Genomic DNA, 25,968 nt, shown 5'->3' on the forward strand with positions numbered 1-25,968 from the left:
GTAGCGTTATTTTAGCGCGAACCGATGCCTGGCTGCTTTCTCCAGCCCAAAACACAGCAGGTAGTAGACCAGTCCGGTAAAGACAAAAATCGCAGCCGGGTAAATCTGCACGCGGCTGTTCACCTGCCCGGCAACCGTCGTCAGTTCAGGGACGTTGACGATAAACGCCAGCGACGTATCCTTTAGTAACCCAATAAAAATCCCCGTCAGCGATGGCAGAATATTACGCAGCACCTGTGGCAGTAAAATCAGCCATAGCGCCTGAAACGGACGGAATCCCTGAACCACCGCAGCTTCATGCTGGCCACCAGGCAGCGCGTTTAAGCCCGAATACACAGAGTGCATCACCGAGGCGGCGGTAAACCAGGCCAGCGCAAACGTGACGGTCGCCGCCCCTGGCAGATCGCTGCCGGTCAGCATAGGTAACAGGTACCACATCCAGAAAATGACAAAAATGAGCGGAATGCCGCGAATAAACTCCGCCCAGATAAATAGCCCCGTGCGCACCATGCCCGGGAATCTCCAGGCACAGCAGGCGAGTAGTATTCCTGCTGGCAGCGCCAGAACTGCTGCACCCAATGCCATCAGTAACGTGAGCAGGACGCCACCCGGCTGCCCCTCGACTGCGCGTCCCCACAGGAGATAGTCCAGATTGTCGGTAATCACCGAAATATTAGCGATCATGCTGTGGACTCCGGTTGCTCAAGATGTGGGTTTTCACCGCAGATTGCTTTGCCGATACGGGCCGTGGTCCAAGTCGCGTAAGCAACATTCCCAGCACAACTCCGGTGAGCAGATACAGCCCGGTGCCGACGGCAAACGCTTCCAGTGCGTGGGCGTTATAACTCTCGATTTGCCGCACCTGGTAGGTCAGTTCGGCGAAGCCGATACCGCTGGCAAGCGATGAGAGCTTCATCAAATTGAGATACTGCCCGACGATCGGCTGCCAGGCGTTCGCCAGGCCCTGAGGCAACAGAATATGCCGAAAGGCCGCCCAGGAAGAAAACCCCTGCGCCACGGCGGCTTCCTGCTGCCCGCTGGATACCGCCTGTAAACCGGAGGCAATTTCCTCCACCAAAAAAGCTGACGTAAAAATCCCCAGTCCCCAGGCCGAGCAGAGAAACTCCGGCGTTAACCACCAGACATCTCCTGGCAGAATGGACCACGAATGTTCTGCATTGATGAAGGTAATTACCCCCCGTGGAAGCAAGTTCCATGCGGCGAAATACCAGAACATCAGTTGTACCAGTAACGGCGTGTTGCGAAAAACAGAAACCCACACGCTGACCATGCCACCGGCGATGCGATTACCCGAAAGGCGCAGGCCGAGCAGTAAGATAGCCAGCAATGTGGCGAGTACGATCCCCGCCAGCGTCACCCATAGCGTGGTCAGAAAACCTGACATTATCCATTGCAGGGGTTGCCCGCTCAGCACTCCCTGCCAGTCCATTACGTGCATTATAACGATGACTCCTGATGTAACGGGTCGAGCACTTTTTTCAGGAACCGCCGGGTCCTCGGGTGCTGTGGGCGGGTAAAGAATGCCTCGGGTGGAGCCACTTCGAGAATGTCGCCGCCATCAATGAAAACTACCCGGTCGGCAATCTCGCGGGCGAAATGCATTTCGTGGGTGACGACAATCATCGTGATGCCGCTATGGGCGAGGTTTTTCATCACCTGCAGCACTTCGCCAATCATTTCGGGATCCAACGCGGAGGTGGGTTCATCAAACAGGACAATCTGTGGAGAGGAGGACAGGGCGCGGGCGATGGCAACACGCTGTTGTTGACCGCCGGAAAGCTGCGCGGCGTAGGCCTCGGCTTTCTCACTCAGTCCGACTTGCTCCAGCAATTCAAGCGCACGCCGTTTCGCATCTGTTTTATTCCAGCCGTGAACATATTCCAGCGCCAGCGAGATGTTCTGCTGCGCCGTCAGATGTGCGTAAAGATTGAACTGCTGGAATACAAAGCCAATGCGACTGCGTAACTGACGCAAGGCCGCGCCGCGCAATTGACCGATTGGTTGGTCATCAATGAAAATTTCGCCCCCGCTGAGTGACTCAAGCTGATTGATCAGGCGAATAAGCGTAGATTTCCCGGAGCCGGAAGGACCCAGTATGGTGACCACTTCACCGGGCTCCACCGTCAGGCTGACGTCATTTAACACCGTGTGCGCATCATACTGTTTATGTACATTGCGCAGTTCGACCCGCGCCTGACGCAGCGGCGTAAAATCCGCAGCTGGCGCTGCGGAGCGAGGAAACAGACCTGAGAGCATGTTACTTGGCTTCTATTTTAAAGGCGCGGGGCTGCGGGCTTTTGGTTTCAGGCCCAAACCAGACATCGTAGATTTTGGCCGCCTGACCGGTTGACTCAAGCTTCAGCAGCTCGTTGTTTACCGCGTTTAACAGCCCGGTTTCGCCTTTTTTCACCCCTACGCCGATCTCTTCTTTGCTCAGCAGATCAGGTAAAATTTTGAAGTCCGCTTTATCCGGCGCACCACCTAACAATCCTGCCAGAATAGTACTGTCCTGGGTGATGGCCTGAACATTGCCATTACGCAGCGCGGTCAACGCCAGCGGAATGTCGTCGTAGGCTAGTACTCGTGACTGTGGGAAGCGCTGGTGCAGCGCCTGTTCTCCGGTAGTGCCTTTCACCGCGCCGATGCGTGCCTTGCTGTAATCATCAAGCTTGTCCGGGGATTTGGCGGGCACCAGGAACTGCTGTCCGGTGACAAAATAAGGCACCGAGAAGTCGATGACCTGCGCCCGCTCCGGTGTAATCGTAATGTCAGCAACGATTAAGTCGGCCTTACCGGATTGTAACAGTGGAATGCGGTTGGCCGGATTGGTCGCCACCAGCTCCAGTTTTACGCCGAGGGATTTTGCCAGCGCTTCAGCAAAATCAACGTCGTAGCCGACAATCTTATGCGTTTTCGCATCAATAGAGCCAAACGGTGGGTTAGCGTCGAACGTTGCGATTTTCACCACGCCTGCAGCTTTGATATCAGCCAGTTGATCGGCCTGAGCCTGCGAAGCCATTATGCCCGACGCGGACAGTATGCTCAGTGCCAGGATTGATTTTTTAGCGCTGTGAATTTTCGTTGCCATCATTATATGAAATCCCTGTAGTTATTGGTTTGTGCTATTCACGCTCCCATAACTTTTCGATGGCGCAAAATAAGAAAAAATTCTTATCTATATACAAAATGACATTAGTGAAATAACTGTTAATAACGGGTAAATACAATGCAAATTATTCGCAAGCGCTACTGTATTCCCTCCAGGACCTGTACCATAAGCCCATAACCGATGGTGAATTGGGGTCAGGCATGCTTCGCGATAATTTTAACGATCTCTATTATCTTATTGTCGTCGCCCGTGAACGCAGTTTCACTCGGGCTGCGGCCAGACTTGGGGTTTCGCAATCGGCGTTAAGCCACGCGATTCGCGGACTTGAAGAACGGCTGGATGTGCGTCTGCTGACCCGCACCACGCGTAGCGTTGCGCCTACCGACGCCGGGGAGCGGCTGATCAACAATATTAGTCCCCGTTTTGATGATATTGAAGCTGAGTTGTTAGCCTTAACTGATATTCGCCAGCGCGTGGCGGGCAATATACGCCTTACGCTCGGGGAGCATGCGCTGCACTCTACCGTCTGGCCCGCGTTGCAACCGTTTTTGCAGACTTACCCTGATGTTAATGTGGAACTGACCCTCGATAACAGCCTGACAGATATTGTGGCTGGTCGTTTTGATGCGGGCGTTCGTCTCGGTGAACAGGTGGCAAAAGACATGGTTGCCGTCAGGATTGGCCCGGACTGGCGGATGGTGGTGGTGGGGGCTCCGGACTATTTTATCCGCCATGGTAAACCGCAAACGCCGCACGACCTGCAGCAGCATAACTGCATCAATATGCGCATGGCGACACTGGGCGGTCTGTACGCCTGGGAATTTACCAAAGACGGTCAGGAGCTGCGTGTGCGGGTTGAGGGACAGCTTATTTTTAACACGCTTCCTGCGCGCATTACTGCCGCGATAGCCGGGATGGGGCTTGCTTTGGTGCCGGAAGATACCGTCGAACAGGCGGTAGCGGACGGGGCGCTGGAGAAAGTGCTGGAAGACTGGTGTGCGCCTTTTGTAGGTTATTATTTGTACTATCCCAGCCGCAAACAACACACCGCTGCCTTTGCACAGCTGATTGAAGCATTGCGCTATACGCGCTGACTGGAGATAAAAAAACCGGCATTACGCCGGTTCAGGGATTAGATTTTGCAGGCATCGCCGCAGTCATTATCTGCAATCATTTCCTGTGCTTTTTTGTCTGCATCTTCCAGACGTTCCGCATTACGCTCTTGCGCTTCATCCAGTCCATCAAAGACCAGATTATCGAGATCAATTTCCATCAGTCACCCGTTCAGGTTCAGTGTTTAACATCCCCTTATTATATTGCAAAAATGTTGCTGAATGGCAGCGATTCTTGCGATTTAGAGGCGTCTGTCAAATCAGATGTGTGTATTTTTCCGGCAGCGTGGTCCACAGATGTCGGTTGGCGGCGCTCAGGATGATATCCCGCATGCACTCCCGCGCCGTAACTCCCTGACGAAGGCGAATGGCTTCCAGCAGCAGGCGGTGCTGTTCTACAGCATGCTCCGTTTCCCTGACCGATGCCTCCTGTGTTTGTTTAAACGACAGCATCATAGCTGCCGAGAGCGCGTTGCCAATCGACATTAAAAATGGGTTATGGCAGGACTTTAACAGCGCGGTGTGAAAGGCCAGATCGCCTTCTTCAAACAGGGCAATCTTATCCTGCTGTTGCCCACGCGACATCAGCGTCCAGGCCTCCTCAATGGCGGCCAAATCGCGGGCAGAGGCGTTGGCGGCGGCCAGCGCGGCGGCGTTGGGTTCAAACATCAGACGCGTTACCACCAGCTGTTCTGCGACATCAGGCGCAATACCCACTTCTTCCATCCAGCCCAGCACGTCGGTGTCGAGAAAACTCCAGAGTTCGCGCGGATTTACAGTGCTGCGACGTTTTGCCTGAATTGACAGCAAGCCTTTGGCTGACAGGACATGCAGCGCATTTCGCACGGAGGTTCGCGAGGCTGAATACTGTACGGCAAGTTCATTTTCACCAGGGAGCATCTCCCCATCGCTCAGGGTGCCGCAGATGATTTTCATTGCCAGATCGCGGGTGATCGTTTCGGAAATAGTGGCCTGGGGCGTCGTCATAGTTTGCCTTGAAGATAAGAGAGTCCATGCATTGTAACTATAAAGCAGTAGGTTATGTATACAAGACTTCATTTCATGTCTGTTCAGATTAGTAAATAAAACGATTTATTACACTTCTAGATCGCGCTCACAGATCACTCATATAAAATCTACTACATTCTTGTCATACAAGATTTTATATTTGAGGTTACAAGATGACTAGGGCGTGGATTGCGATTGACTGGGGAACCTCCAACTTCCGGGCATGGTTGATCAACGGAAAAGACGTGCTGGATAAGCGCAGCGCCAACTGCGGACTGCTTCATGTCGAGCAAGGTCAGTTTGAGGCGACGCTGAAAACGCTGTTAGGCGACTGGCTTTCTCATTCCGCGCCTGCCATCACGATGGCCGGAATGGTCGGCTCGCAGCAGGGTTGGCATGACGTGGATTACTGTCCGGTTCCTGCCGGGGCGGACAGCTTGCTCTCGCGCAGCAAATACTTCACCACCTCATGGGGGAGCGAGGCGTGGATTATTCCGGGGCTTCGTCGCTCACCCATGGGTGAAATGCCGGATGTGATGCGCGGTGAAGAGGTCCAGTTACTCGGGCTGGCATTACTGGAAGGGATTGACGATTTTCAGGCGATTTTACCCGGTACGCACAGCAAACACGCCCGTGTTCAGCAACGACAGATCATCGATTTTTCAACCTACATGACCGGTGAGTTGTTCCACGTACTTCTCGCGCATTCACTGCTAGGACGCGCATTGCCTGAAGCCGTGGAGGATGAGTCTGCTTTTTTGCGCGGCGTGAACGTTGCCCGTCGCGGCCAGCCGTTAAGCCAACTGCTTTTTTCTGCCCGAACGCTGCGGCTTTCGGGGGAATTGCCGGCTTCCTCGGTGGGTGACTATCTTTCCGGCTTATTAATGGGGGCGGAGTTTTCTACGGACTACGCCGGGCAAATCTGGCTGGTGGGTAGCGCAGCATTAACGCGTCGCTACCAGCTTGCCGCGACCGCGTGTGGGATTCAGACACGCTGCATTGATGGTGATCGATGTTTTATTGCCGGAATGCAGTCTCTTCAACATCAATTAACAGAGAAACGTAATGGACAGTTTTGATTTTGCCACACTGTGGCAGAAAACGCCGCTGCCGATGATCGCCATTCTGCGCGGCCTGACACCGGAGGACGCACCGGAAATAGGTGATGCACTGCTGGAGGCGGGATTCACCTGGCTGGAGGTTCCGTTAAATTCACCGCGAGCGCTCGATTCGATCACGCTGCTACGTGAACGCGTAGGCGAGCGTGCTATCGTCGGGGCGGGTACCGTGTTGACGCCTGAACAGGTCGACAACGTTGTTGATGCGGGCGGGCAGGTGATTATCTCGCCAAATATGAACATCTCGGTGATCCGCCGCAGCCGGGAACGCGGCGCTATCAGCTTGCCGGGTGTGACGACACCGAGCGAAGCATTTACGGCGCTGGAGGCCGGGGCTAGTGGGCTGAAGTTTTATCCGGCGGAAATGATCTCCCCGGAGATCCTGCGGGCGATGTGCGTGGTGTTGCCACCTCATGTTGTCTGCATGCCGGTTGGCGGTGTTTCTGCCGAGGCACAGCAGTTGAGACGCTGGTGCACGGGCGGAGCAAAAGGCTTTGGCTGCGGCGGCGGTCTGTACCGTGCGGGCGCAAGTCGTGAACAGGTTCTTCATAACGCGCAGGCCTATGCGCAGGCATGGCAACAGGTAAACACCTGATCGTGCATCAATAACCCTTCAAGAGGCTGAAAGATGAATACGCGTACCCTTGATAGTGAAAATAAAAATGCGGTTTATCGTAAAGTGACCCAACGGCTGATCCCGTTTTTAATCCTGTGTTATTTCTTTGCTTACCTCGATCGTGTGAACGTGGGATTTGCCAAACTCCACATGCAGGATGCGCTGAATCTTAGCGATACGGTGTACGGCATTGGCGCGGGTATCTTTTTCATTGGTTACTTTATTTTTGAAGTACCCAGTAACCTGCTGATGCAGCGCTTTGGCCCCCGTTTCTGGATCGCGCGCATTATGGCCAGTTGGGCGGTGCTATCCGCATTGACGATGTTTGTCACCACCCCAACTCAGTTCTATGTTATTCGCTTCCTGCTTGGTGTAGCGGAAGCTGGGTTCTTCCCGGGCATTGTGTACTATTTAACGTTGTGGTTTCCCTCATGGCGCTCGGCGCGCACGCTGGGTCTGTTTATTCTGGTGACTCCGCTCTCAACAATTATCGGCAGCCCGCTGTCGGGATTGATCCTGAAAATGTTTGAAGGTGTGGGTAATCTGCATAACTGGCAGTGGTTGTTTCTGGTTGAGGCGATCCCCTCATTCCTGCTGGCGTTCGTGGTGCTGCGTTATCTCGACAACGATGTGAAATCGGCAACCTGGTTATCGGCCCAGGAGAAAGCGGTTATTGAGCAGGATCTGCAAAAAGACCAGTTGGATAAAGACGCCGCCAATGCGGGAATGCCACAACATAGCCTGTCTGCGATGTTACGTAACCGCTTTGTCTGGCTGCTGGCGGTGATCTTCTTTAGCTTCAACATTGGCTACTACGGGATTAACTTCTGGCTGCCGTCGATTATAAAAAGCTCAGGCGTGCAGGATGATTTAACGATTGGCCTGCTGGCAGCGGTTCCCTATATCTTCGGCGCAGCCTTCATGTTGTGGAACAGTCGTCATTCTGATCTGAAACAGGAGCGTCGCTGGCATATCGCGATCCCGGCAATCGTTGGCGCTATTGGGCTGACATTCAGCGCCCTGAATGAAGGTTCAACGTTCTGGATGATGGCTTGGATCTGCGTGGCGATGTCTGGCACGTTATCACTGATTCCCACCTATATCAGCTTGCCGGGGACGCTGCTTTCGGGCACGGCCGCCGCCGCAGGCATCGCATTAGTCAACTCCATCGGTAACCTGGCCGGGTTCTTTGGCCCCACGGTTCTCGGCTGGCTGAAGGACACCACCGGCAGCACCAGTAGTGGACTGTACATTCTGGCGGGATTTCTGGTGCTGTGTGCCCCGCTGATTTTCCTCATCCCGGCACGCCTGGTTAACCCCCGTGATCGAAAAACGGCGGCGCAGGCAGAAAATACCGTATTAACCAAAAGAGGTCATATATGAGCAGTTGTGGCAGCGGATGCGGCGGTTGTGGTGGCGAACACTTCAACCCGGTCCTCAGTGGTGATGATGGCGCGTTAAAGCGCGCCCTCTACAAATCGATGGGACATACGGATGAGCAGCTTCGCCGTCCAGTGATTGCCGTGGTCAATAGCTACACCAATGCGACGGCGGGGCATGCCAACCTCAATGAGCTGACTGCGCATGTGCTGAAAGGGATTGATGAAGCGGGTGGGGTGGGGATGGTATTTGGCACGATCGCCCCCTGCGACGGCATCGCCGAAGGGCATCTGGGCATGCGCTATATTCTGGCGGCGCGTGAAATCATCGCCAGTTCGATAGAAGTGATGATGCGCGCCCACCGCTTTGATGGCATGGTGCTGCTGGGCTCGTGCGATAAAATTGTTCCGGCCATGCTGATGGCGGCGGCACGACTCGATATTCCGGCGATTCTGGTGAACGGTGGGCCGATGTATCCCGCAGAATATAAAGGTAAGCACTGGGACGGCAATATTGTCACCGAAGCCATTGGCTGGAAACGTCGCGGCGAAATCGATGACGCTGAGTTCCGCCATATTGAAGATATTGCGGAGCCGGGGCACGGTTCCTGCACCATGTACGGTACCGCCAATACCATGTGTTGTATTGCGGAGGTGCTGGGCATGAGCCTGCCAGGGAGCAGTACGTTGCCCGCTATCTCGGGTGAACGACGGGAGTGCGCCTATGCGACAGGGGTGACCGCAGTGGATTTGGTGAAGCGTGGCGTGAATGCCCGCCAAATTATAACGCGCGAGTCGATCCGTAATGCGATGACCTATTTACTGGCGACGGGGGGATCAACGAACGCCATTCTGCATCTACAGGCTATTTATTCCGAAGCGGAACTGGGTCATCTCCCGCTCTCGGAATTTGATGCCCTGAGTCACCAGGTGCCGCTGGTTGCCTCGCTTTATCCGGCATCGGAACACGACATGATCGATTTCTGGGAAGCGGGTGGCGTGGCGGCGGTGGAAAAAGAGATCGCCAATCTGCTCGATCTCAATTGCCTGACGGTGAATGGGCAGAAAAAAGGGGAATGGCTCAGGGAGGTTCCTGCCACCCGTCGCCCGGAAGTGATCCATACCCTGGCGATCCCGGTGCGCAATGAGTCAGGAGTGGCTGTGCTGCACGGCAACCTTTCGCCGATGGGCTGTGTGGTGAAACCGGCAGCAGTCCCGGATCATTTGATGGTCTTCACCGGACCAGCCGTGGTCTTTAACAGTGAAGATGAGGCGGTGGCGACGATCCTCTCGGGCGATATTCAGCCGGGCAGCGTGCTGGTTCTGCGCTATGAAGGTCCGAAAGGTGGTCCCGGGATGCCGGAAATGTATAAGCCGATGAAATTCCTCGAAGGGATGAACCTCTCTGATTCCTGCGCATTGATTACCGACGGGCGTTTTTCAGGCTCGAATCGCGGATTGTTCGTGGGGCATATTTCGCCCGAAGCCAGTGATGGCGGCGTGCTGGCGTTGGTTGAAAATGGTGACTCCATCAGCATTGATATTCCAAAGCGCGCCTTAACGCTGAATGTGACAGAGCGCGAGCTGAACGAACGTCAGCAACGTTGCCAACTGGTGCACAAAGAGGTCCCGCGTGGCTTCCTGCGGCTGTATCGCCGTTGGGCGTTACCGGCAGCGCAGGGGGCCGTGCTGGCTGACAGGGAGGATTTTTCATGAGTTCGGTTGATAAAATTCAGGGCGTAAATCCCATTGTGGCAATGCCGTTTACGCCACAAGGTGACGTTGATAAGGCGAGTTTTCGCCGCCTGTTAGCCCATCTTAGTGCCACCGGCGTTAATGGTTTGACGCTGTTTGGCATTGCCAGCGAATTTCCCAAGCTTGACGATAGTGAGCGAGTGCAACTGGCAGAAATCTTTCTGGCAGAACTGGCCGATAGCCGCGTGTTTCGCGCGATCTCTGTTACTGACCACAGTACCGAACTCGCTGTACGTCGGGCGCGGCGGTATCAGAGTATGGGGGCTGACGCGCTAATGCTTTTGCCACCGTTTTTCCTGCAACCGTCACTTGCGGCCGTTCAGGCGCATATTTCTGCGGTGCTGGAGGCGGTGACTATTCCCGTGATGGTGCAATACGCACCGGGTGAGACCGGATTTCCGGTCACGCCTGCGCAGTTAGCCGAGGTGGCAAAACGCTATCCGCACGCGGTATTTAAGATTGAATGTAATCCGCCGGTGGCGTACACGCGCGAATTTCTCCAGCAGGTACCTGACGCCCACGTACTGAACGGCTACGCCGGTCTGTATATGCTACAAATGCTTGAAGCTGGGGGGAAAGGCGTGATGCCGGGGTGTTCGTTCAGCGAAATTTATGTGCGCATTTATCGTCACTGGCTGGCTGGAGAGCAGCAGCAGGCCGCGCAATTGCATGACGCGCTGTTACCCTATATTCAGCGCTGGATGCAGCATTGTGAATACATCATTCAGATTGAAAAAACGATATTGTTGCGCCGGGGGATTATTGCTGATGATTATTGCCGAAAACCCGGCTGGATCTTAACGGATGAGGATATAAATACGGTCGATCGCTTTATCGCACAGTTCGGTTTGTCGGTGTTGTCCGAACCGATAACCTGACATGCACGCCAACGCCGCGCTCCTGAATTGAAATATCGATCCGGTGCGCGGCAAACCTCGCTAAATGCCTCTTTTGTGTCCCTTTCTGAACCCGCTATAACTCGTCAAAATGTTAATAATATGTTTCGCAATCATGCGACAAGCCTGTTTATTCAGGAACGTGATGCGCGATCATTTTTAACAATATCATGACAAAATTACTATACATATAACTTAATATCTTTTATACATTAATCGTTAACCCCTGTGACTATTCCACAAAAGAGAAAGAGATATGGAACAGATACCTGATAATAAAAACGATAATTTTCAAAAAGATGGCAAAGAACAGTTCAACCGCTCGATCGGACTTATCTCTAACTTTGCGCTGGGTTTTACCTACTTGTCGCCGCTTACCGCCGTGTATTCGCTGTTTGCGCTAGCCGTAACGCTGGCAGGGCCGCCGGCGGTATGGTGGATTTTAATCGTCGCCTGTGGTCAGCTTCTGGTGGCGCTGGTGTTTGGTGAAGTAGCCTCTCAGTATCCGATTACCGGAGGACTGTATCCCTGGGCCAGACGGTTGTGGGGGAAAAAATATGCGTGGATCGCCGCCTGGATTTACCTGTGGGCGCTGGTGGTGACCATCACTTCAATCGCGGAGTACACCTCAACCTTCGTCGAGTCGTTATTCCACTATGGTCAGACGCCGGCCACCATGCTGCTGACATCCGTGGTGCTGCTGCTCTTGATGATGGCGGTGAATATGTCCGGGACGAAAAACCTGGCCCGGGTTGCCAAAATTGGTTTCTGGTGTGAAATTGTCAGCGTGATTGCGCTGGGGATTTACCTGTTGATATTCCACCGTTCGCAGCCATTCTCGGTCATTTTCGATTCAATGGGGGTACTGGCCCAGGACGGAAGCTACTCTACCGCCTTTATGTCCGCTGCGCTGATGGGCCTGTTTATGTTCTTTGGCTTTGAAGCCTGCGGCAACGTTGCGGAAGAGGTGAAGAACCCAAGCAAAAAAATCCCGGTTGCGATGATCCTGAGCATCGTGTTTGGCGCGATCTCGGCCATTATTTCGGTCATGGGATACCTGCTGGCTTCGCCGAATCTGGTCAGTATTGTCAACGGTAAAACGGCCGATCCGATCCCGGCTATCCTCAACGAGGCTCTGGGGGAAACCGGCGCGACGGTCTTTATCATCGTCGCGATTATCGCCATGCTGTCGTGTATTCTGTCGCTTCAGGCTGCGCTGAGCCGCCTTATCTTCTCTTTCTCCCGTGACAGAATGCTGCCGGGAAGCGAGTGGATGTCCAAAATCTCTAAAAATGGCGTTCCGGATAATGCCATGGTGGTCAGTTGCTTACTGCCGGTGATTATCTGTGTTTGGGTTTATTTCCAGCCCGATAATCTGTCGCGCATTACCGCGTTTGCCGTTATCGGAATCTATATTTCCTTCCAGATGGTCGTGCTGGCAGCGCTGCGCCAGCGCCTGAAAGGCTGGAAACCGGCGGGCGAGTGGACCATCGGTGGTTGGGGGACTTTGGTTAACGTGCTGGCGTTAGCTTACGGGCTGTGTGGGATCTGGCTGCTGGCTCAGCCTGCCGACAGCAGTGATTTCATCGACCGCTGGACGGTGCTGTTTGGTTTGGCGATTGTGGTAGGTTCGGGGCTTATCTACATGTTCCTGACGCGTCCGTTTGGTCGCTCTGCGGCACCGGAAAATGATGCGATAGCCTACGCAAACAAGCTCAATATGGGGCAGGATAATTAAACAAAGGGCCTTCGGGCCCTTAGAGCCTATTCCCTCAGTGTTGATAGTGGTAAAGAATAAAGTAGTCGCTCTGATACACAATACGGGTATTCGTAGGTGACAGTAATTCTCCCACGCGATAGCGCGGCCAGCTGGAGAAGATAATCCGGTTTTCCAGATTGGTCAGAATGACATAGTCAGGTTGGGGGCAGGAGAGCAGTTCTGCCTCTATCTGGCTAACCAGCAGATCGACGGCGGCGACGCCAAGAAACTGGTCATGGTAGTAAACGGGCACCGCCGAGGTCAGAGTGTAAGAAATGTTGCAGATATAGTCGACATACGGCCCGTGAATATAGGCTTCACCTGCCGGAGGAGAATGCTTAAACCACTCGAAGGTTCTGAAATCCAGCCGCTGCTGGGTGGCCTGATCTAAATCCAGATGCGCCTGACTCACCCCGTTATCTTTCTTATACCACCACTCCAATAGCCAATACTCTTTGCGGGTTGGCGTATTCTCAATATGGCTGGCGAATCCGGCACCCGAGCAATAGTGATTGTGATTCAGCGTGTGTTTGATGTGCTGCTGAACAATGGCTCTCACTGTTGGGTCGAGGACCACCTCCGCCGAGCCTTTTTGCACACTGGCAATCGCCTCGTGGATGCTCCTCGCCAGCGCAACGGTAGACTCTACGGTAGAGACAGTAATATCATCAATTTTACGGATTAATGCGCTTAGAGATGTCGAAGAGCTCATGGTCTGTCCTGCCTTCACTGATTGTCAGTTCGAGTTATATTTCAGCTTTTTTTCAATAAGATAATAGGTAAACGTGTCGATAATCTGGGTGGCAAACTGCACCGATTCTGCCTCATTATGTGCGGCCAGCGCGTCGGCCAGCGCAGAATAGAGCGCAATAATCTCGGCGTGAATAGAGCCCGAACGATAGAGGATAGCTACCAGCGAGGCCCATTCCGCCTGCACCTGCAGCTCCTGGTTTGCCAGTCGCGCGGAATGCGAACTGGCGGCGATCGCCAGCAGGCAACGCATATCTGCCTGGGTCATTAACTCTGGCGAATCCGCCTTTCTTAACACCTCAACAAACTCGCGAAATTTAGCAATATCCGCGTTGGTCATGCGCCGGGAGGCCAGCCTGGCGCTGTGGCTGATAATGGCACAATGCATTTCGCCTAAATCGGAAAGGTAATCGGTGCCAATCGATTTAAACGGATGCAGGGCGCTATTTTTGCCATCAATATTCTCGCAGACGAAGCTGCCGCCATTTCGGCCACGAACCGTATGGATAAGATTATTAGCCCGAAGCGTGTTGAGTGCTTCTCTGATGGTGATATGTGAGACGCCCATCATCTTTGCCAGGTCAGTTTCGTTGGGCAATTGCTCTTTTGGCTCAAGCAATCCCGTAATGATGGCATTTGAAAGACGCTGCACAATCTGGTCAGAACGACTGACCTGCCCGATAGGCGCAAATATGACCGCATGAGTAATCATAATCTTTTCTGCACTCAATTCCCTGAAACTACAACCATTTTTAGCACATGCCTGCCGGGCAAGAAAGGCCTGAATGGTCGCGTTGTTTTACCTGCCCATGCGCAAAACCGTTGCACAGGCGGATGTGTGTCCCGTTAGCGTCAACTGACGATGAATAGCCTTACCGTAAAATGTAAAATTTAAGTTAAAAATGCGAGGTTTATCATACTGTCAATGTTGCGCATTTGAAAAAATTTTACAATATATATATTACATAAGATTCTTTAGGTATTAACAGGCAGGAGACAGTCATGAAAACCCTGAAGCATTTTATCAACGGACACTATGTGGCGGGCAGCACTGAGGACGCTTTTGAATTGGTCAGCCCGGTAGATGGTGAAACGTACGCGTTATCGCCCAACGGTGGGGCAGCAGAAGTCGACCAGGCCTACCTGGCCGCCGCAGCCGCGTTCAGTATCTGGAAGAAATCGACGCCCGCGCAGCGACAAAAGGCGCTTCTGGCGCTGGCTGATGAAATCGAACGCAATGTAGAGCGACTGGTTAACGCCCAGAGTCAGGAAACTGGACAGCTACGCCATTTTATTGAGAAAGAAGAGATCGCGGCTTCCTGCGACGCCATTCGATTTTTTGCCGGTGCTGCGCGCTGCCTTGAAGGGAAGGCAGCCGGTGAATATTCTGCCGGGTTCACCTCAACCATTCGTCGCGAACCGCTGGGTATTGTGGGGCAAGTCACGCCGTGGAATTACCCGTTTATGATGGCGGTGTGGAAGATAGCCCCTGCGCTGGCGGCAGGCAATACGGTGGTGCTTAAACCGAGTGACACCACGCCGGTCAGCACGCTGCTGCTGGCTGAGCTGGCCGCACCGCTGTTCCCGAAAGGGGCGTTTAATGTGGTATTAGGGAAAGCCAAAACCGGTTCGCTGGTGGTGTCGAACCCGACGGCCTCACTGGTTTCGATTACTGGATCAGTTCGTGCGGGTCTACAGGTGGCCGCGTCGGCGGCGGCAAACCTGACCAAAGCCCATCTGGAGTTGGGTGGCAAAGCGCCCGCCGTGGTATTTGCCGACGCGAATATCGACAAGGCGATTGAGACGATCGCTACCGCAGGTTTTTTCAATGCCGGGCAAGATTGTACCGCCGCCACGCGAATTCTCGTCGAGCAGTCCGTTTATGCTGAGTTCCTGGAAAAACTGATCCAGAAAACAAAAAGCATCAAATTTGGTCCCCCGCAGGATCAGGGGGCGCTGTATGGTGCGTTGAATAGCAGAAACCAACTTGAGCAGGTGCAAGGCTTTATTGCGCGTCTGCCCGCACATGCAAAAATTGAAGCGGGTGGCAGAGCAGGGCCTGGACCGGGTTTCTACTTTGAGCCGACGATAATCTCCGGCCTGCATCAGCACGACGAAGCCATTCAACATGAAGTATTTGGCCCGGTGATGGCTATTCAGTCTTTTTCAACTGACGAAGAGGCGCTTCACAAAGCTAACGATGTGGAATACGGCCTGGCTGCAAGTGTCTGGACCGGTAATCACAGCCGCGCACAGCGTTTTTGTATTGACCTCGATTTTGGCACGGTGTGGATCAACAACCATATTCCCCTGTGTGCGGAAATGCCGCACGGCGGGTTTAAGAAATCCGGCTATGGTAAAGATCTCTCATCTTATGCCCTTGATGAATATACTAGAGTTAAACATATCATGTGCGATATCGCTGAATAGCGGGTAAATCGCCGCGGACGGACAGCAAGTCCGACGACAAATAATTCGAACATTTGTGCTGTTTTTTGGGCAGTGTGTGCGTGACAAAAGGACAAGTTAATGGCAATTACCCGACGTGATTTTCTCAACGGTGTGGCGGTCACTATCGCCGCGGGGCTGACCCCTCTGGATATGGTCAGAGCGGCAGGAAAAGGACACGAATTTATCGATGGAAGTTATTACCCGCCCAGCCTGACGGGGCTGCGCGGCAACCATCCGGGCTCGTTTGAAATGGCTCACGCGCTGGGCCGGGAACAGAAAAAATTTGATTTAACGGCGCTTCCGGTCGAGGAAGAGTACGACCTGGTGGTGGTCGGTGGCGGCATTAGCGGGCTGGCGGCCGGATGTTTCTGGCGTCAGCTTGTCGGGCAAAACAGCAAAGTTCTGATCCTCGACAACCATGATGATTTTGGCGGCCACGCCAAACGTAACGAATTTAGCACCGCCGGAAAAAAACTGATCGGCTATGGCGGCAGTGAGTCGTTTCAGTCGCCAGCGCATAATTTCAGCCCGGACGTGCAAAAGCTGATGGAAACACTCGGCGTCAGCGCTACCAAGCTGAAAGAGAGTTTTGACGTCAATTTCTATCCCGACTGGCAACTCAGTCGCGGCGTCTTTTTCGACAAAAAGAATTTTGGCGAGACCAAAATTGTCAGCGGCGATCCGGGACGTGCTGTCTCCGACGATATTCCACCGGACCGCCTCAACGGTCGTAAGATTGAAGACTTTATCAATGATTTTCCATTGAGTGAGAGCGACCGAAAAGCGCTTATCGATCTGCACGTGCGCCCTGGCGACTACCTTCCGGGCATGACGGTTGATGAGAAAAGTAGCTGGCTGGAGACCCACAGCTACAGTGAGTTTCTGGCCACGAAAGTCGGTTTAAGCAAAATGGCGCTGCTCTATTTCCAGCAGCGTTCCAACGATTTCTTTGCTATCGGCATTGAAGGCATTTCCTGTAGTGATGCCCGGGCATGCGCTTTACCGGGCATGGAAGCGTTAGGCCTGCCGCCGCTGGACGGCGAGTCGCTGGCCGACCTCGAAGAGCCATATGTTTATCACTTCCCTGATGGCAACGCGGGGCTGGCGCGTATGATGGTCAGATATATGCTCCCGGATGCCTTGCCGGGGACCACCATGGAGGATTCCGTCCTCGCCAGATTGCATTACGACAAGCTGGATCTGCCGGAAAACACCACGCGTTTGCGCCTCAACAGTAGCGTGATTAATGCGGCCAACGTGCCGGGCGGTGTGTCCGTAACCTATCTGCGCGACGGTAAATTGCATCGTGTGCACGCAAAAAACGCCATCATGGCGGGTTATAATATGATGATCCCGTACCTGGTGCCGGAAATGCCGAAGCAACAGCAGGCAGACCTCAAGCTGAACGTAAAAGCGCCGCTGGTGTACACCAACGTAGTGGTGAAAAACTGGCAGGCGTTTAAGCAACTCGGCGTACATGAATTTTATTCCCCGGCAGCGCCGTACAGTCGCATTAAGCTCGACTATCCGGTCAGCATTGGCGGCTATCAGCACCCGGCGACGCCGGACGATCCGATGGTGATTCATATGGTCTATGTGCCAACCTATCCGGGCAGTAACTTACCGGCGAGAGAACAATTCCGCCTGGGGCGGGCTTATCTGCTGGGGACTACGTTTGCCGCGCATGAAGAGATGATCCGTGGCCAGCTGCAGGAGATGTTTGGCTCGACAGGCTTTGACAATCAACGTGATATCGCTGCTATTACGGTTAACCGCTGGGCGCATGGCTATGCCTATTACGCCAGCCCGCTGTTCGACGACATGGATGAAATGGAGAAGGTTGTAGAGCGGGCACGCCAGCCCATCGGCCGGATTGCGATTGCCAACTCTGATGCTGACTGGAGCGCGTATGCACATGCGGCGATCGATCAGGCATTGCGGGCGGTTAACGAACTCAAGGGTATGAGGTGATCTATGCGTAATGTAACCGTTCTTGTCGCCTGTTTGTTTAGCGCGGCGGTTTCCGCCGCTGATTCTCACGGCGAATACATTGCCAGAATTTCAGACTGTGTGGCCTGTCACACCGCAGCTGGTGGGGACGCGATGGCAGGGGGTAAAAAGTTTCCCACGCCGATCGGTGATATTTTCTCTACGAATATTACGCCGGACAAAACCCACGGCATCGGCAACTATTCCTACGCGGATTTTGAAAAAGCGGTGCGCCAGGGCATTGCCAAAGATGGCCATCCGCTTTACCCGGCCATGCCGTATCCGTCTTACGCAAAGCTCTCCGACGAAGATGTCCAGGCGCTGTATCGCTACTTTATGCATGATGTCACGCCGTCTGCGACAGCAAATAAAGAGAATGAGATCCCCTGGCTGATTTCTGCCCGCTGGCCGCTGCATATCTGGAACTGGCTCTTTACCGACGCTCCTGCAACGGCTGCGGTAGGCAGCAACAGCAACAGTACCGATGCCAGTGCCGCGCGGATCCAGCGCGGTGCTTATCTGGTTGAAGGACCCGGCCACTGCGGCTCCTGCCATACCCCGAGGGGAATGGCGATGAACGAGAAAGCCTACACTCATGCCGATGCACAGTACCTGAGCGGGGCGATGATTGACGGCTGGTATGCGCCGTCTCTTCGGGGCACCGGGATGTCTGAGCAGGAATTAACGTCGCTGTTACTGACTGGCAAAAGCAAGCATGCTGCGGTTTCAGGTTCGATGGCTGAAGTCGTCAGTGAGAGTACGCAATACCTGACGGATGAAGATGCTGCAGCGATTGCACAGTATCTGCGGAGCCTGAAAAGTGCCAATCCTGAGCCGACACGAACGGCCACCACGGCGTCCTGGTCGAATTCACCGCAGGCGGGAAAAGTGGTCTACAACCGCTATTGCTCTACCTGTCATGGTCTGGAAGGTAAGGGCACGGATAACAACGCACCGTCACTTATCCACAACCCGCTGGTGATGGTTGACGATCCGACCCCGCTGTTCAGGGTGATTTCGCAGGGCGCGGAAACGCCGACCACGCGGGGAAACGTGTCGTTTAAGATGCCAGCGTATAACGGATTGCTGACCGAGGTTGAGATGCGCGATGTGATCAACTATGTGCGCAAAAGCTGGGGTGAAGGCAATGGTGAGATCAGTCAGGAGGAGCTTGCCGGACTTAAACCGGCTACACACTAAGCGTCATGCCTGATGGCGCTGCGCTTATCCGGCCTATAAAAACCTTATCGTAGGTCGGATAAGACGCGTTAGTGACGCCATCCGGCAACGTTTATCCTACGTTTGCCTTGATAATGCCTACCACCCGGGAAAACGCTGCAGCCATCTCATGTTCTTCAATACTGGCAAAACCCAGCAACAGACCGCTGCGTTTCTCTTCGTTGACGTAGTAACGCGACAATGCTCGCACCAATAATCCCTCGGTATTCGCCTGCTGCGCAATCGCGCTGTCATCGGCATTGGCGGGCAATTGTAAAATCAGATGTAGCCCGGCGTTACTGTTGAATGGCCCCAGATATACCTCCCCAAGCTGTGAGGCGATCAGGTCCACCAGCGTCTGACGACGGCGGCCGTACAGTTGGCGCATTTTACGGATGTGCGCGGCGTAGTAGCCTTCGCGGATAAACTCTGCCAGCGCGGCCTGAACGAGAAGGTGTCCGCCGCGATAAAGGTCGTTATGAACTTTCTTCAGCGGTGCGGCGAGCGGTTTGGGCAGCACAACATACCCGAGTCGGAGGGCAGGATAGAGCGTTTTACTGAATGTGCCGATGTAGATAACCGGACTTTCTTCCTCCAGCCCTTGCAGTGAAGGAATGGGCTGACCCGAAAAGCGAAACTCGCTGTCGTAGTCATCTTCTACGATCCAACTGCGCGTTTCTCGGGCGCGAAACAGCAGCTGCCGTCGCCGACTCAGGCTCATCACTGACCCCAGTGGATACTGATGTGACGGTGTCACAAAAATCAGCTTCGGGGCCACCGCTGATGACGCGGGCGGTACCATGCCTTGTTCATCAACCGCCATCGCCGAGAAGTTAACCGCGTTGATGCGCAGAATATTTTTGATTCCCCAATAGCCCGGCTCTTCAATCCAGGCGTTATCGCCAGGGTTACACAGGGTGCGGGTCACCAGATCCAACGCCTGGTGAATGCCTTCGGTGATCAGTATCTGTTCAGGAGCACATCTGACGCCGCGCGCGGTACGCAAATAGTCCGCCAGCGCTGCTTTCAGTTCACCGTTGCCACCCGCCGCATCATAGGTAAGAAACTCCGGGCGCAGGCGTCTTGCCAACCGGTCCTGAATTTTTTTAAGCGTGCGGTGGGGGAAATGTTGCACATCTGGAACGCCAGGAATAAACGCCCCCCACTGGCGCGGACTGGCGCTGGCGTTGCCGAGCAGCTCCAGGCAGCGGGCGGACAGGCTGGCGCGGTCTTCCTGTGCTGGGGACGCGTTTTTTTTATCGGGCCGTTGCGCGAGGTTGTCCAGCACGCTGTCGGTGACAAACGTACCGCTGCTGGTGCGTGCAGAAATATACCCTTCGGCCTGCAGTTGCTCATACACCCGCAGGATGGTATTGCGCGATAACGCCAGCTCACCCGCCAGATCGCGCGAAGGTGGCATACGGGTGGCGGGTTTCAGGCTGCCTTCAAGAATGCAGCTGCAGATGGCGGCATACAAACGCCGGTGCAGTTTCTCGTCGGTTTGCTGGCTAAATGCATGCTTGATCACATCTCCGGCAAGTGAACGCATTTGGATCCTTAAAATAAAACGATTTGGCTCTCGATTAAAGTACCAGATGGCGTCTAGATTTAAAGGGTAATTCAACCCTGAATGTGTTTATGGACAAGGTGTAGAGAATGAACAATAAAAACCTGCAACAACGTCGTCTGGATGCTACCCCGCGTGGCGTGGGGGTAATGTGTGACTTTTTCGCCCAGTCGGCAGAAAACAGCACCATTACCGATATCGAAGGCAATCAATATATTGATTTTGCTGCCGGGATTGCCGTCCTGAATACCGGACACCGTCATCCTCGTATGGTGCAGGCAGTTGAAGCACAACTTCAGGCTTTTACCCACACGGCGTATCAGATTGTCCCGTACGAAAGCTATGTCTCGCTGGCGGAGAAGATCAATGCGGCCGCGCCGATTGACGGTTTGCGTAAAACCACCTTCTTTACAACCGGTGCTGAAGCCGTCGAAAACGCGGTAAAAATTGCCCGCGCGCATACCGGTCGTCCAGGCGTGATCGCGTTTGGCGGGGGATTTCATGGTCGTACCTATATGACGATGGCACTGACCGGCAAGGTTGCACCGTATAAAAAAGGCTTCGGGCCGTTCCCGGGATCGGTTTACCATGCACCGTATCCTTCTGAGTTGCAGGGCATCACCACCGCAGATTCGATAACAGCCATCGAGCGTCTGTTTAAAGCTGACATCGATGCCAGCCAGGTCGCAGCGATTATCTTCGAACCCGTCCAGGGTGAAGGGGGCTTTGTGGTGGCCCCACCTGAATTCGTTGCCGCTATTCGCCGCATCTGCGATGAGCACGGTATTGTGATGATTGCCGATGAAGTCCAGAGTGGTTTTGCCCGCACCGGCGAGCTTTTTGCCATGGACCATTACGCCCACAAAGCCGATCTGATGACCATGGCGAAAAGCCTGGCGGGCGGTATGCCGCTGTCCGGCGTGGTCGGCAAGGCCGAAATTATGGATGCCCCTGCACCGGGTGGTCTGGGCGGTACCTATGCCGGTAACCCGCTCGCTGTGGCGGCCGCTCACGCGGTGCTTGATATCATTCATGATGAGCAACTGTGCCAACGAGCAGCGGCGCTGGGTGAACAACTGCGCGCCACACTGACCGATGCCCGTTCGTGGTGTCCGGAACTCGCCGAAGTACGTGGGTTAGGATCGATGATTGCCGCGGAATTTTGTGATGCCAGCACCGGAGAGCCTTCTGCGGCCACGGCGCAACGGGTACAGAAGAAAGCCCTTGAGCAGGGACTGCTGCTGCTAACCTGCGGTCAGTACGGCAACGTGATCCGTTTCCTCTACCCGCTGACCATTCCGCAAGATCAGTTCGTAAAAGCGCTGGATATCATTAAATCTGTCACTAAATCGTGATAGTGCGCGTATAGCGTCAACCCTGGCCGACGGTGGCACATATCGTCGGCTTTTTTGTTCCTGCCGGTTTTTCAACGTCAATTGATCTTCATCGGTAAGTAACCTTATTTATTGGAAATGCGTTGCCAGATACCTCGTTATATATTTTAATACATATCGATTTTTCCCCTGTCCGGATGGTATCTATGTTCACTCTTCGTTCTTTTGTGCTGGTTTTTGCCAGCATGTTCCTGGCGTTTTCGGCGCAGGCAGACCGCACGGTAACCGATCAGCTTGGCCGCCAGGTCACGATCCCCGATAGCGTCAATAAGGTGGTGGTGTTGCAACACCAGACGCTGAATATTCTGGTTCAACTCGATGCCGCGCAGGATATTGTTGGCGTGATGTCGAGCTGGAAAAAACAGCTTGGACCGGCGTTCGCCCGCTTTATGCCGACGATTACGACCTTGGCGACGCCGGGCGATCTCACCAGCGTGAATATTGAAAGCCTGCTGGCTACCCACCCGCAGGTGGTGTTTGTGGCCAACTATGCGCCTGCCGAGATGATCCAGCAGATTCAGAATGCCGGGATTCCGGTGGTGGCTGTTTCATTGCGCCGGGATGCTGCCGGTCAGCAGAACAAAATGAACCCGACTATGGCTGACGAAGAGCAGGTCTACAACGAAGGCTTAAAGCAGGGGATCCGCCTGATTGCCGACGTGGTGGGACGTAAACCGCAGGCTGAAACGCTAATCGACTACGTTTTTGCATCCAGAGCGAAATTTAATGCGCCGGTGGCAGCGATTGCACAGGCGCAAAAAGTCCGTATCTATATGGCCAATCCCGATCTCATGACCTACGGTGCCGGAAAGTACACGGGCCTGATGATGCAGCATGCCGGTGGGCTAAATGTGGCGGCGGCGAGTGTTAAGGGCGCGCGGCAGGTTTCGCTGGAGCAGGTGTTAGCGTGGAACCCGCAGGTGATTTTTGTTCAGGATCGCTACCCACAAGTGGTGACGGAAATTCTAAATGATCCCAACTGGCAGGGCATCGATGCGGTAAAAAATCATCGCGTCTGGCTGATGCCGGAATACGCCAAAGCCTGGGGATATCCGATGCCGGAAGCGCTGGCGCTGGGTGAATTGTGGATGGCAAAAAAACTCTATCCGGATGCCTATAAAAACGTCGATGTTGACGCGCAGGCACAGGATTACTACCACCGTTTTTACCGCGTGAACTGGCAGTCTGATGCCGCTAAGTAATCGCGCTTTCCCTCTGCAACCGATGCTGATTGCTGTGGTATTGCTGTTGGGCATTGGATCGCTGTGTGTGGGGCAATATCCGCTGTCGCTGCGCGATGTGTTCTCACTGTTGAGCCATTACGCAGACTCGCAGGGTATGGCGCACCAGGTCGTCTGGACCATCAGACTTCCGCGTATTTTTATGGCGCTGCTTGCGGGCGGCGCGCTGGGATTATGCGGGGCTACGCTGCAAGGCGTGTTTCATAATCCGCTGGTAGACCCGCATATTATTGGGGTGACCTCTGGCTCAGCATTTGGCGGCACGCTGGCGATTTTGCTTGGGCTTGATCCGTTCCTGATGATGGGATCGACGTTCTTCTTTGGTCTGGCGGCGTTGGTCCTGGTATATGCCATTGCCGCGCTGCAGGGGCTGGAGAATACGCTGGTGCTGATCCTCTCGGGCATTATTTTGAGCGGTTTTTTTGCCGCGCTGGTGAGCCTGATTCAATACCAGGCCGATACTGAAGAGACGTTGCCCAACATCGTATTCTGGTTACTGGGCAGTTTCGCGACCGCCAACTGGCATAAAGTATGGCTGCTGGCTGTGCCGGTTGGCATTGCGGCCACGTTGTTGTACCAGTTACGCTGGCGAATCAACCTGTTATCGCTCAACGATAAAGACGCCAAAGCGCTCGGGGTGGCGGTGGTTCCTCTGCGACGCAGCGTGTTGTTGTGCTGTGCATTGCTGGTTGCGGCGCAAGTCTCCGTCAGCGGCAGTATTGCCTGGGTTGGTCTGGTTATCCCGCATCTGGCGCGCCTGCTGGTGGGCGTTGATCACCGCCGTTTGTTGCCCTGTGCTTTCTGGTTGGGTGGCGGTTTTATGATTGTGGTGGATGACATTGCCCGCACACTGCTGCATGCCGAAATTCCTCTGGGGATCATCACCGCATTGCTCGGTGCGCCGCTGTTTGCCTTTTTGCTGATTCAGTCCAGCCGCCGGGGGAAACGATGATATCTGCCGCACTTAACGTAAATCAGCTGGAGTACGGCTACCAGACACCGTTGTTTGCGCCGCTCACGTTCCGCTGTGAGAAAGGTAATATTTGGGCCGTGCTCGGGCGTAACGGTTTGGGGAAGAGCACGCTGTTGGATACGCTGACCGGCGTGCAGCCGTCGCTTGGCGGGAGCATAGAAAGTGAAGGGGGGATCGGTATCGTGGCGCAGCATACGTATTTGCCGTTTCCCTATACCGTTAGTGATGTCGTGTTGATGGGCCGTGCGCAGCACGTAAAGTTATTTGCTCAACCGGGCCAGCAGGATAAAAAGCGGGCGATGCAGGCGCTGGAGCAGCTCAACGTTGCGCATCTTGCGTCCAGCGCCTTTTGTTCGCTTTCCGGCGGGCAGCAACAGTTGGTAATGATAGCCCGGGCGCTGGTCACGGATTGCCAAACGCTGCTGCTTGATGAACCTTGTTCCGCGCTGGATTTAGCCAATCAGCAGGTGGTACTGCAGCTTATCAGCGATCTGGCGTGTCGCGAGGGCTGCAGTATTCTCTTTACAACGCACGATCCGCTGCATGCACTACAGATAGCCAGTCATACGCTGCTGCTGTTGCCGCAGGGGAAATGGCTGGCGGGGCCAACGCAGGATATTGTGACGGAAGATAATTTGTTCGAGGCGTACGGTTTACCGCTGCGGACATTTAGCGTAGGCCCCCATCAGACGCCGTTTATCGCGCCGCTGTTTACCATCAGACGGTAAGCGGTTCAAAACCGGCGGCGGTCAAACATGCTTGTCCGTCGCGTGCGAGGATAAAATCGACCAGTGCCTTGACGTTTTTAGACGCGTCGAGCACCGCCAGCTGGTATTCACAGCGAACGTTATATTGTGGGGGGATCGTCACGCAGCGAATATCGGACTGCCCGGTAAGTGCTGTTGCATAGTGCGCGTAGCCAATAAACAAATCCGCCAGACCCTGGCGAATAATCCACGCGCTGGCTAGTTCGCCTTTTGGCACGTTAACCGTGTCGCGGCCGCCAACGAGGGGAATGGCGCGTTCACGCAGGCGCTGTCCAAGGCCGGGTTCGAGCACGTTTAGGTTGTCGAAAAATGCCCAGGTATAGTCTCCGGAAGGGTCACAGCCGGGTGTTGACGTGCCAATACGCAAGGTCGGGTCTCGCAGCAAATCCAGCCATTCGCCGGTTCTTTGGGTGGTGAGGCAGAGTTGGTTCCAGCAAAAGGTATGCGCGGACAATGCCCTACCGCTGGCCAGCAACTGCTGCGGATGCGCACGATTGGCCGAGGCAAATAAGGCACAAGGTTCACCGGCTTCTATACGTTCGCGTAATAATCCTGCCGGTCCGTATTCAACGGAGATGTCAATTCCGCTCAGAGACATAAACTGGTCTATCAACGGGGTAAAGGCCAGTCGTAGACTGCCTGCAGCGAAGAGCGTGACGGGGCATGACATAATGTAGCGAGTCCTGAATTCGAGGTCTGAATAATATTATTGTATATGACAGATTATTGAATTGCCGCCCAGACGTTATCGCAGGCACATTCACCGTTATGATTATCTTTCTTATTCCCTCGTGGGCGTCATCGTTGATATCCCAGATATTATGGTTGTCTTCCATATGCGAGAA

At 54.2% G+C, this 25,968-nt stretch carries 24 protein-coding genes; 14 read left to right on the forward strand and 10 right to left on the reverse strand.

Going from position 1 to position 25,968, the window contains the following annotated elements; genetic code table 11:
• Positions 1-6: 6 nt before the first annotated feature.
• From IMQ48_RS11585 to IMQ48_RS11600, 4 genes are read right to left on the reverse strand one after another with little or no spacing between them, the layout of a single operon-like run.
• The gene (locus IMQ48_RS11585) at positions 7-684 is read right to left on the reverse strand and encodes an amino acid ABC transporter permease (protein WP_196209144.1); all 678 of its coding nucleotides are present in this window, start codon (positions 682-684) and stop codon (positions 7-9) included.
• Positions 674-1,459 (reverse strand): amino acid ABC transporter permease, encoded by a 786-nt coding sequence (locus IMQ48_RS11590; protein ID WP_196209145.1) that lies wholly within the window; start codon positions 1,457-1,459, stop codon positions 674-676. The genes IMQ48_RS11585 and IMQ48_RS11590 overlap by 11 nt, the downstream gene beginning before the upstream one ends.
• The gene (locus IMQ48_RS11595; RefSeq protein WP_196209146.1) at positions 1,459-2,277 is read right to left on the reverse strand and encodes an amino acid ABC transporter ATP-binding protein; all 819 of its coding nucleotides are present in this window, start codon (positions 2,275-2,277) and stop codon (positions 1,459-1,461) included. Before IMQ48_RS11595 ends, IMQ48_RS11590 begins: the two co-directional genes overlap by 1 nt.
• A gap of 1 nt (position 2,278) precedes the next feature.
• On the reverse strand, positions 2,279-3,112 hold the full coding sequence (locus IMQ48_RS11600) for an ABC transporter substrate-binding protein (protein WP_196209147.1): 834 nt from the start codon (positions 3,110-3,112) through the stop codon (positions 2,279-2,281).
• Between the two features lie 218 nt (positions 3,113-3,330).
• Here IMQ48_RS11600 and IMQ48_RS11605 point away from each other — a divergent pair, with 218 nt between their 5' ends.
• Positions 3,331-4,224: a LysR family transcriptional regulator gene (locus tag IMQ48_RS11605; RefSeq protein ID WP_196209148.1), complete on the forward strand. Its 894-nt coding sequence runs from the start codon at positions 3,331-3,333 to the stop codon at positions 4,222-4,224.
• A gap of 38 nt (positions 4,225-4,262) precedes the next feature.
• On the opposite strand, the gene IMQ48_RS11610 is transcribed toward IMQ48_RS11605, so the two are convergent.
• Positions 4,263-4,403, reverse strand: a complete 141-nt coding sequence (locus IMQ48_RS11610; RefSeq protein ID WP_096757192.1) for a hypothetical protein — start codon at positions 4,401-4,403, stop codon at positions 4,263-4,265.
• A 94-nt stretch (positions 4,404-4,497) separates the two neighbouring features.
• The gene (locus tag IMQ48_RS11615; protein ID WP_196209149.1) at positions 4,498-5,229 is read right to left on the reverse strand and encodes a FadR/GntR family transcriptional regulator; all 732 of its coding nucleotides are present in this window, start codon (positions 5,227-5,229) and stop codon (positions 4,498-4,500) included.
• Between the two features lie 194 nt (positions 5,230-5,423).
• Here IMQ48_RS11615 and IMQ48_RS11620 point away from each other — a divergent pair, with 194 nt between their 5' ends.
• From IMQ48_RS11620 to IMQ48_RS11645, 6 genes are all read left to right on the forward strand, one after another.
• Positions 5,424-6,329, forward strand: coding sequence for a 2-dehydro-3-deoxygalactonokinase (locus tag IMQ48_RS11620; RefSeq protein WP_196209150.1), 906 nt, complete (start codon positions 5,424-5,426; stop codon positions 6,327-6,329).
• Positions 6,316-6,963 (forward strand): 2-dehydro-3-deoxy-6-phosphogalactonate aldolase, encoded by a 648-nt coding sequence (locus IMQ48_RS11625; protein WP_196209151.1) that lies wholly within the window; start codon positions 6,316-6,318, stop codon positions 6,961-6,963. Before IMQ48_RS11620 ends, IMQ48_RS11625 begins: the two co-directional genes overlap by 14 nt.
• Before the next feature lie 33 nt (positions 6,964-6,996).
• Positions 6,997-8,367: an MFS transporter gene (locus IMQ48_RS11630; protein WP_196209152.1), complete on the forward strand. Its 1,371-nt coding sequence runs from the start codon at positions 6,997-6,999 to the stop codon at positions 8,365-8,367.
• Positions 8,364-10,079, forward strand: coding sequence for a dihydroxy-acid dehydratase (gene ilvD / locus IMQ48_RS11635; protein ID WP_196209153.1), 1,716 nt, complete (start codon positions 8,364-8,366; stop codon positions 10,077-10,079). The genes IMQ48_RS11630 and ilvD overlap by 4 nt, the downstream gene beginning before the upstream one ends.
• On the forward strand, positions 10,076-10,996 hold the full coding sequence (locus IMQ48_RS11640; protein WP_196209154.1) for a dihydrodipicolinate synthase family protein: 921 nt from the start codon (positions 10,076-10,078) through the stop codon (positions 10,994-10,996). Before ilvD ends, IMQ48_RS11640 begins: the two co-directional genes overlap by 4 nt.
• A gap of 274 nt (positions 10,997-11,270) precedes the next feature.
• A complete protein-coding gene (locus tag IMQ48_RS11645; RefSeq protein WP_196209155.1) occupies positions 11,271-12,752 on the forward strand; it encodes an APC family permease in 1,482 nt (493 codons plus the stop codon).
• Positions 12,753-12,786: 34 nt separating this feature from the next.
• Here the strand turns inward: IMQ48_RS11645 and IMQ48_RS11650 are convergent, their stop codons facing one another.
• Both IMQ48_RS11650 and IMQ48_RS11655 read right to left on the reverse strand, forming a co-directional pair.
• Positions 12,787-13,485 (reverse strand): cache domain-containing protein, encoded by a 699-nt coding sequence (locus IMQ48_RS11650; RefSeq protein WP_196209156.1) that lies wholly within the window; start codon positions 13,483-13,485, stop codon positions 12,787-12,789.
• 24 nt (positions 13,486-13,509) lie between these two features.
• Positions 13,510-14,235 (reverse strand): FadR/GntR family transcriptional regulator, encoded by a 726-nt coding sequence (locus tag IMQ48_RS11655; RefSeq protein ID WP_196209157.1) that lies wholly within the window; start codon positions 14,233-14,235, stop codon positions 13,510-13,512.
• Positions 14,236-14,525: 290 nt separating this feature from the next.
• Here IMQ48_RS11655 and IMQ48_RS11660 point away from each other — a divergent pair, with 290 nt between their 5' ends.
• The 3 genes from IMQ48_RS11660 (at position 14,526) to IMQ48_RS11670 (ending at position 19,163) form a co-directional block, all read left to right on the forward strand.
• Positions 14,526-15,953 (forward strand): aminobutyraldehyde dehydrogenase, encoded by a 1,428-nt coding sequence (locus tag IMQ48_RS11660; RefSeq protein WP_196209158.1) that lies wholly within the window; start codon positions 14,526-14,528, stop codon positions 15,951-15,953.
• Between the two features lie 99 nt (positions 15,954-16,052).
• Positions 16,053-17,945 carry an FAD/NAD(P)-binding protein gene (locus IMQ48_RS11665; protein ID WP_196209159.1) on the forward strand — a complete coding sequence of 631 codons (1,893 nt, stop codon included), beginning with the start codon at positions 16,053-16,055 and terminating at the stop codon, positions 17,943-17,945.
• Between the two features lie 3 nt (positions 17,946-17,948).
• Positions 17,949-19,163, forward strand: a complete 1,215-nt coding sequence (locus IMQ48_RS11670; RefSeq protein WP_196209160.1) for a cytochrome c — start codon at positions 17,949-17,951, stop codon at positions 19,161-19,163.
• 91 nt (positions 19,164-19,254) lie between these two features.
• Here IMQ48_RS11670 and IMQ48_RS11675 read toward each other — a convergent pair whose 3' ends face one another.
• Positions 19,255-20,730 (reverse strand): PLP-dependent aminotransferase family protein, encoded by a 1,476-nt coding sequence (locus tag IMQ48_RS11675; RefSeq protein WP_196209161.1) that lies wholly within the window; start codon positions 20,728-20,730, stop codon positions 19,255-19,257.
• 107 nt (positions 20,731-20,837) lie between these two features.
• Between IMQ48_RS11675 and puuE the strand changes: the two genes are divergently transcribed.
• The 4 genes from puuE to IMQ48_RS11695 all read left to right on the forward strand — a co-directional run bounded on the left by puuE (position 20,838) and on the right by IMQ48_RS11695 (position 25,084).
• On the forward strand, positions 20,838-22,103 hold the full coding sequence (puuE, locus tag IMQ48_RS11680; RefSeq protein WP_196209162.1) for a 4-aminobutyrate transaminase: 1,266 nt from the start codon (positions 20,838-20,840) through the stop codon (positions 22,101-22,103).
• Positions 22,104-22,288: 185 nt separating this feature from the next.
• A complete protein-coding gene (locus tag IMQ48_RS11685; protein WP_196209163.1) occupies positions 22,289-23,344 on the forward strand; it encodes an ABC transporter substrate-binding protein in 1,056 nt (351 codons plus the stop codon).
• Positions 23,331-24,335 carry an iron ABC transporter permease gene (locus tag IMQ48_RS11690; protein ID WP_196209164.1) on the forward strand — a complete coding sequence of 335 codons (1,005 nt, stop codon included), beginning with the start codon at positions 23,331-23,333 and terminating at the stop codon, positions 24,333-24,335. The genes IMQ48_RS11685 and IMQ48_RS11690 overlap by 14 nt, the downstream gene beginning before the upstream one ends.
• On the forward strand, positions 24,332-25,084 hold the full coding sequence (locus tag IMQ48_RS11695; protein WP_196209165.1) for an ABC transporter ATP-binding protein: 753 nt from the start codon (positions 24,332-24,334) through the stop codon (positions 25,082-25,084). The genes IMQ48_RS11690 and IMQ48_RS11695 overlap by 4 nt, the downstream gene beginning before the upstream one ends.
• Here IMQ48_RS11695 and IMQ48_RS11700 read toward each other — a convergent pair.
• The gene (locus IMQ48_RS11700; RefSeq protein WP_196209166.1) at positions 25,074-25,793 is read right to left on the reverse strand and encodes a substrate-binding domain-containing protein; all 720 of its coding nucleotides are present in this window, start codon (positions 25,791-25,793) and stop codon (positions 25,074-25,076) included. The two genes, IMQ48_RS11695 and IMQ48_RS11700, sit on opposite strands and share 11 nt — an antisense overlap.
• Positions 25,794-25,968 lie beyond the last annotated feature (175 nt).

Source organism: Citrobacter sp. Res13-Sevr-PEB04-36 (genome assembly GCF_015672735.1).
GTDB lineage: Bacteria > Pseudomonadota > Gammaproteobacteria > Enterobacterales > Enterobacteriaceae > Citrobacter.

What these genes read in the sequence shown, in the direction of transcription:
- IMQ48_RS11695 (WP_196209165.1), top strand. Translation starts at nt 24,332, where the DNA reads ATGATATCTGCCGCACTTAACGTAAATCAGCTGGAGTACGGCTACCAG.
- IMQ48_RS11605 (WP_196209148.1), top strand. Translation starts at nt 3,331, where the DNA reads ATGCTTCGCGATAATTTTAACGATCTCTATTATCTTATTGTCGTCGCC.
- IMQ48_RS11655 (WP_196209157.1), bottom strand. Translation starts at nt 14,235, where the DNA reads ATGATTACTCATGCGGTCATATTTGCGCCTATCGGGCAGGTCAGTCGT.
- IMQ48_RS11590 (WP_196209145.1), bottom strand. Translation starts at nt 1,459, where the DNA reads ATGCACGTAATGGACTGGCAGGGAGTGCTGAGCGGGCAACCCCTGCAA.
- IMQ48_RS11640 (WP_196209154.1), top strand. Translation starts at nt 10,076, where the DNA reads ATGAGTTCGGTTGATAAAATTCAGGGCGTAAATCCCATTGTGGCAATG.
- IMQ48_RS11650 (WP_196209156.1), bottom strand. Translation starts at nt 13,485, where the DNA reads ATGAGCTCTTCGACATCTCTAAGCGCATTAATCCGTAAAATTGATGAT.
- IMQ48_RS11645 (WP_196209155.1), top strand. Translation starts at nt 11,271, where the DNA reads ATGGAACAGATACCTGATAATAAAAACGATAATTTTCAAAAAGATGGC.
- puuE (WP_196209162.1), top strand. Translation starts at nt 20,838, where the DNA reads ATGAACAATAAAAACCTGCAACAACGTCGTCTGGATGCTACCCCGCGT.
- ilvD (WP_196209153.1), top strand. Translation starts at nt 8,364, where the DNA reads ATGAGCAGTTGTGGCAGCGGATGCGGCGGTTGTGGTGGCGAACACTTC.
- IMQ48_RS11685 (WP_196209163.1), top strand. Translation starts at nt 22,289, where the DNA reads ATGTTCACTCTTCGTTCTTTTGTGCTGGTTTTTGCCAGCATGTTCCTG.
- IMQ48_RS11630 (WP_196209152.1), top strand. Translation starts at nt 6,997, where the DNA reads ATGAATACGCGTACCCTTGATAGTGAAAATAAAAATGCGGTTTATCGT.
- IMQ48_RS11675 (WP_196209161.1), bottom strand. Translation starts at nt 20,730, where the DNA reads ATGCGTTCACTTGCCGGAGATGTGATCAAGCATGCATTTAGCCAGCAA.
- IMQ48_RS11670 (WP_196209160.1), top strand. Translation starts at nt 17,949, where the DNA reads ATGCGTAATGTAACCGTTCTTGTCGCCTGTTTGTTTAGCGCGGCGGTT.
- IMQ48_RS11595 (WP_196209146.1), bottom strand. Translation starts at nt 2,277, where the DNA reads ATGCTCTCAGGTCTGTTTCCTCGCTCCGCAGCGCCAGCTGCGGATTTT.
- IMQ48_RS11625 (WP_196209151.1), top strand. Translation starts at nt 6,316, where the DNA reads ATGGACAGTTTTGATTTTGCCACACTGTGGCAGAAAACGCCGCTGCCG.
- IMQ48_RS11690 (WP_196209164.1), top strand. Translation starts at nt 23,331, where the DNA reads ATGCCGCTAAGTAATCGCGCTTTCCCTCTGCAACCGATGCTGATTGCT.
- IMQ48_RS11660 (WP_196209158.1), top strand. Translation starts at nt 14,526, where the DNA reads ATGAAAACCCTGAAGCATTTTATCAACGGACACTATGTGGCGGGCAGC.
- IMQ48_RS11700 (WP_196209166.1), bottom strand. Translation starts at nt 25,793, where the DNA reads ATGTCATGCCCCGTCACGCTCTTCGCTGCAGGCAGTCTACGACTGGCC.
- IMQ48_RS11620 (WP_196209150.1), top strand. Translation starts at nt 5,424, where the DNA reads ATGACTAGGGCGTGGATTGCGATTGACTGGGGAACCTCCAACTTCCGG.
- IMQ48_RS11585 (WP_196209144.1), bottom strand. Translation starts at nt 684, where the DNA reads ATGATCGCTAATATTTCGGTGATTACCGACAATCTGGACTATCTCCTG.
- IMQ48_RS11615 (WP_196209149.1), bottom strand. Translation starts at nt 5,229, where the DNA reads ATGACGACGCCCCAGGCCACTATTTCCGAAACGATCACCCGCGATCTG.
- IMQ48_RS11610 (WP_096757192.1), bottom strand. Translation starts at nt 4,403, where the DNA reads ATGGAAATTGATCTCGATAATCTGGTCTTTGATGGACTGGATGAAGCG.
- IMQ48_RS11665 (WP_196209159.1), top strand. Translation starts at nt 16,053, where the DNA reads ATGGCAATTACCCGACGTGATTTTCTCAACGGTGTGGCGGTCACTATC.
- IMQ48_RS11600 (WP_196209147.1), bottom strand. Translation starts at nt 3,112, where the DNA reads ATGATGGCAACGAAAATTCACAGCGCTAAAAAATCAATCCTGGCACTG.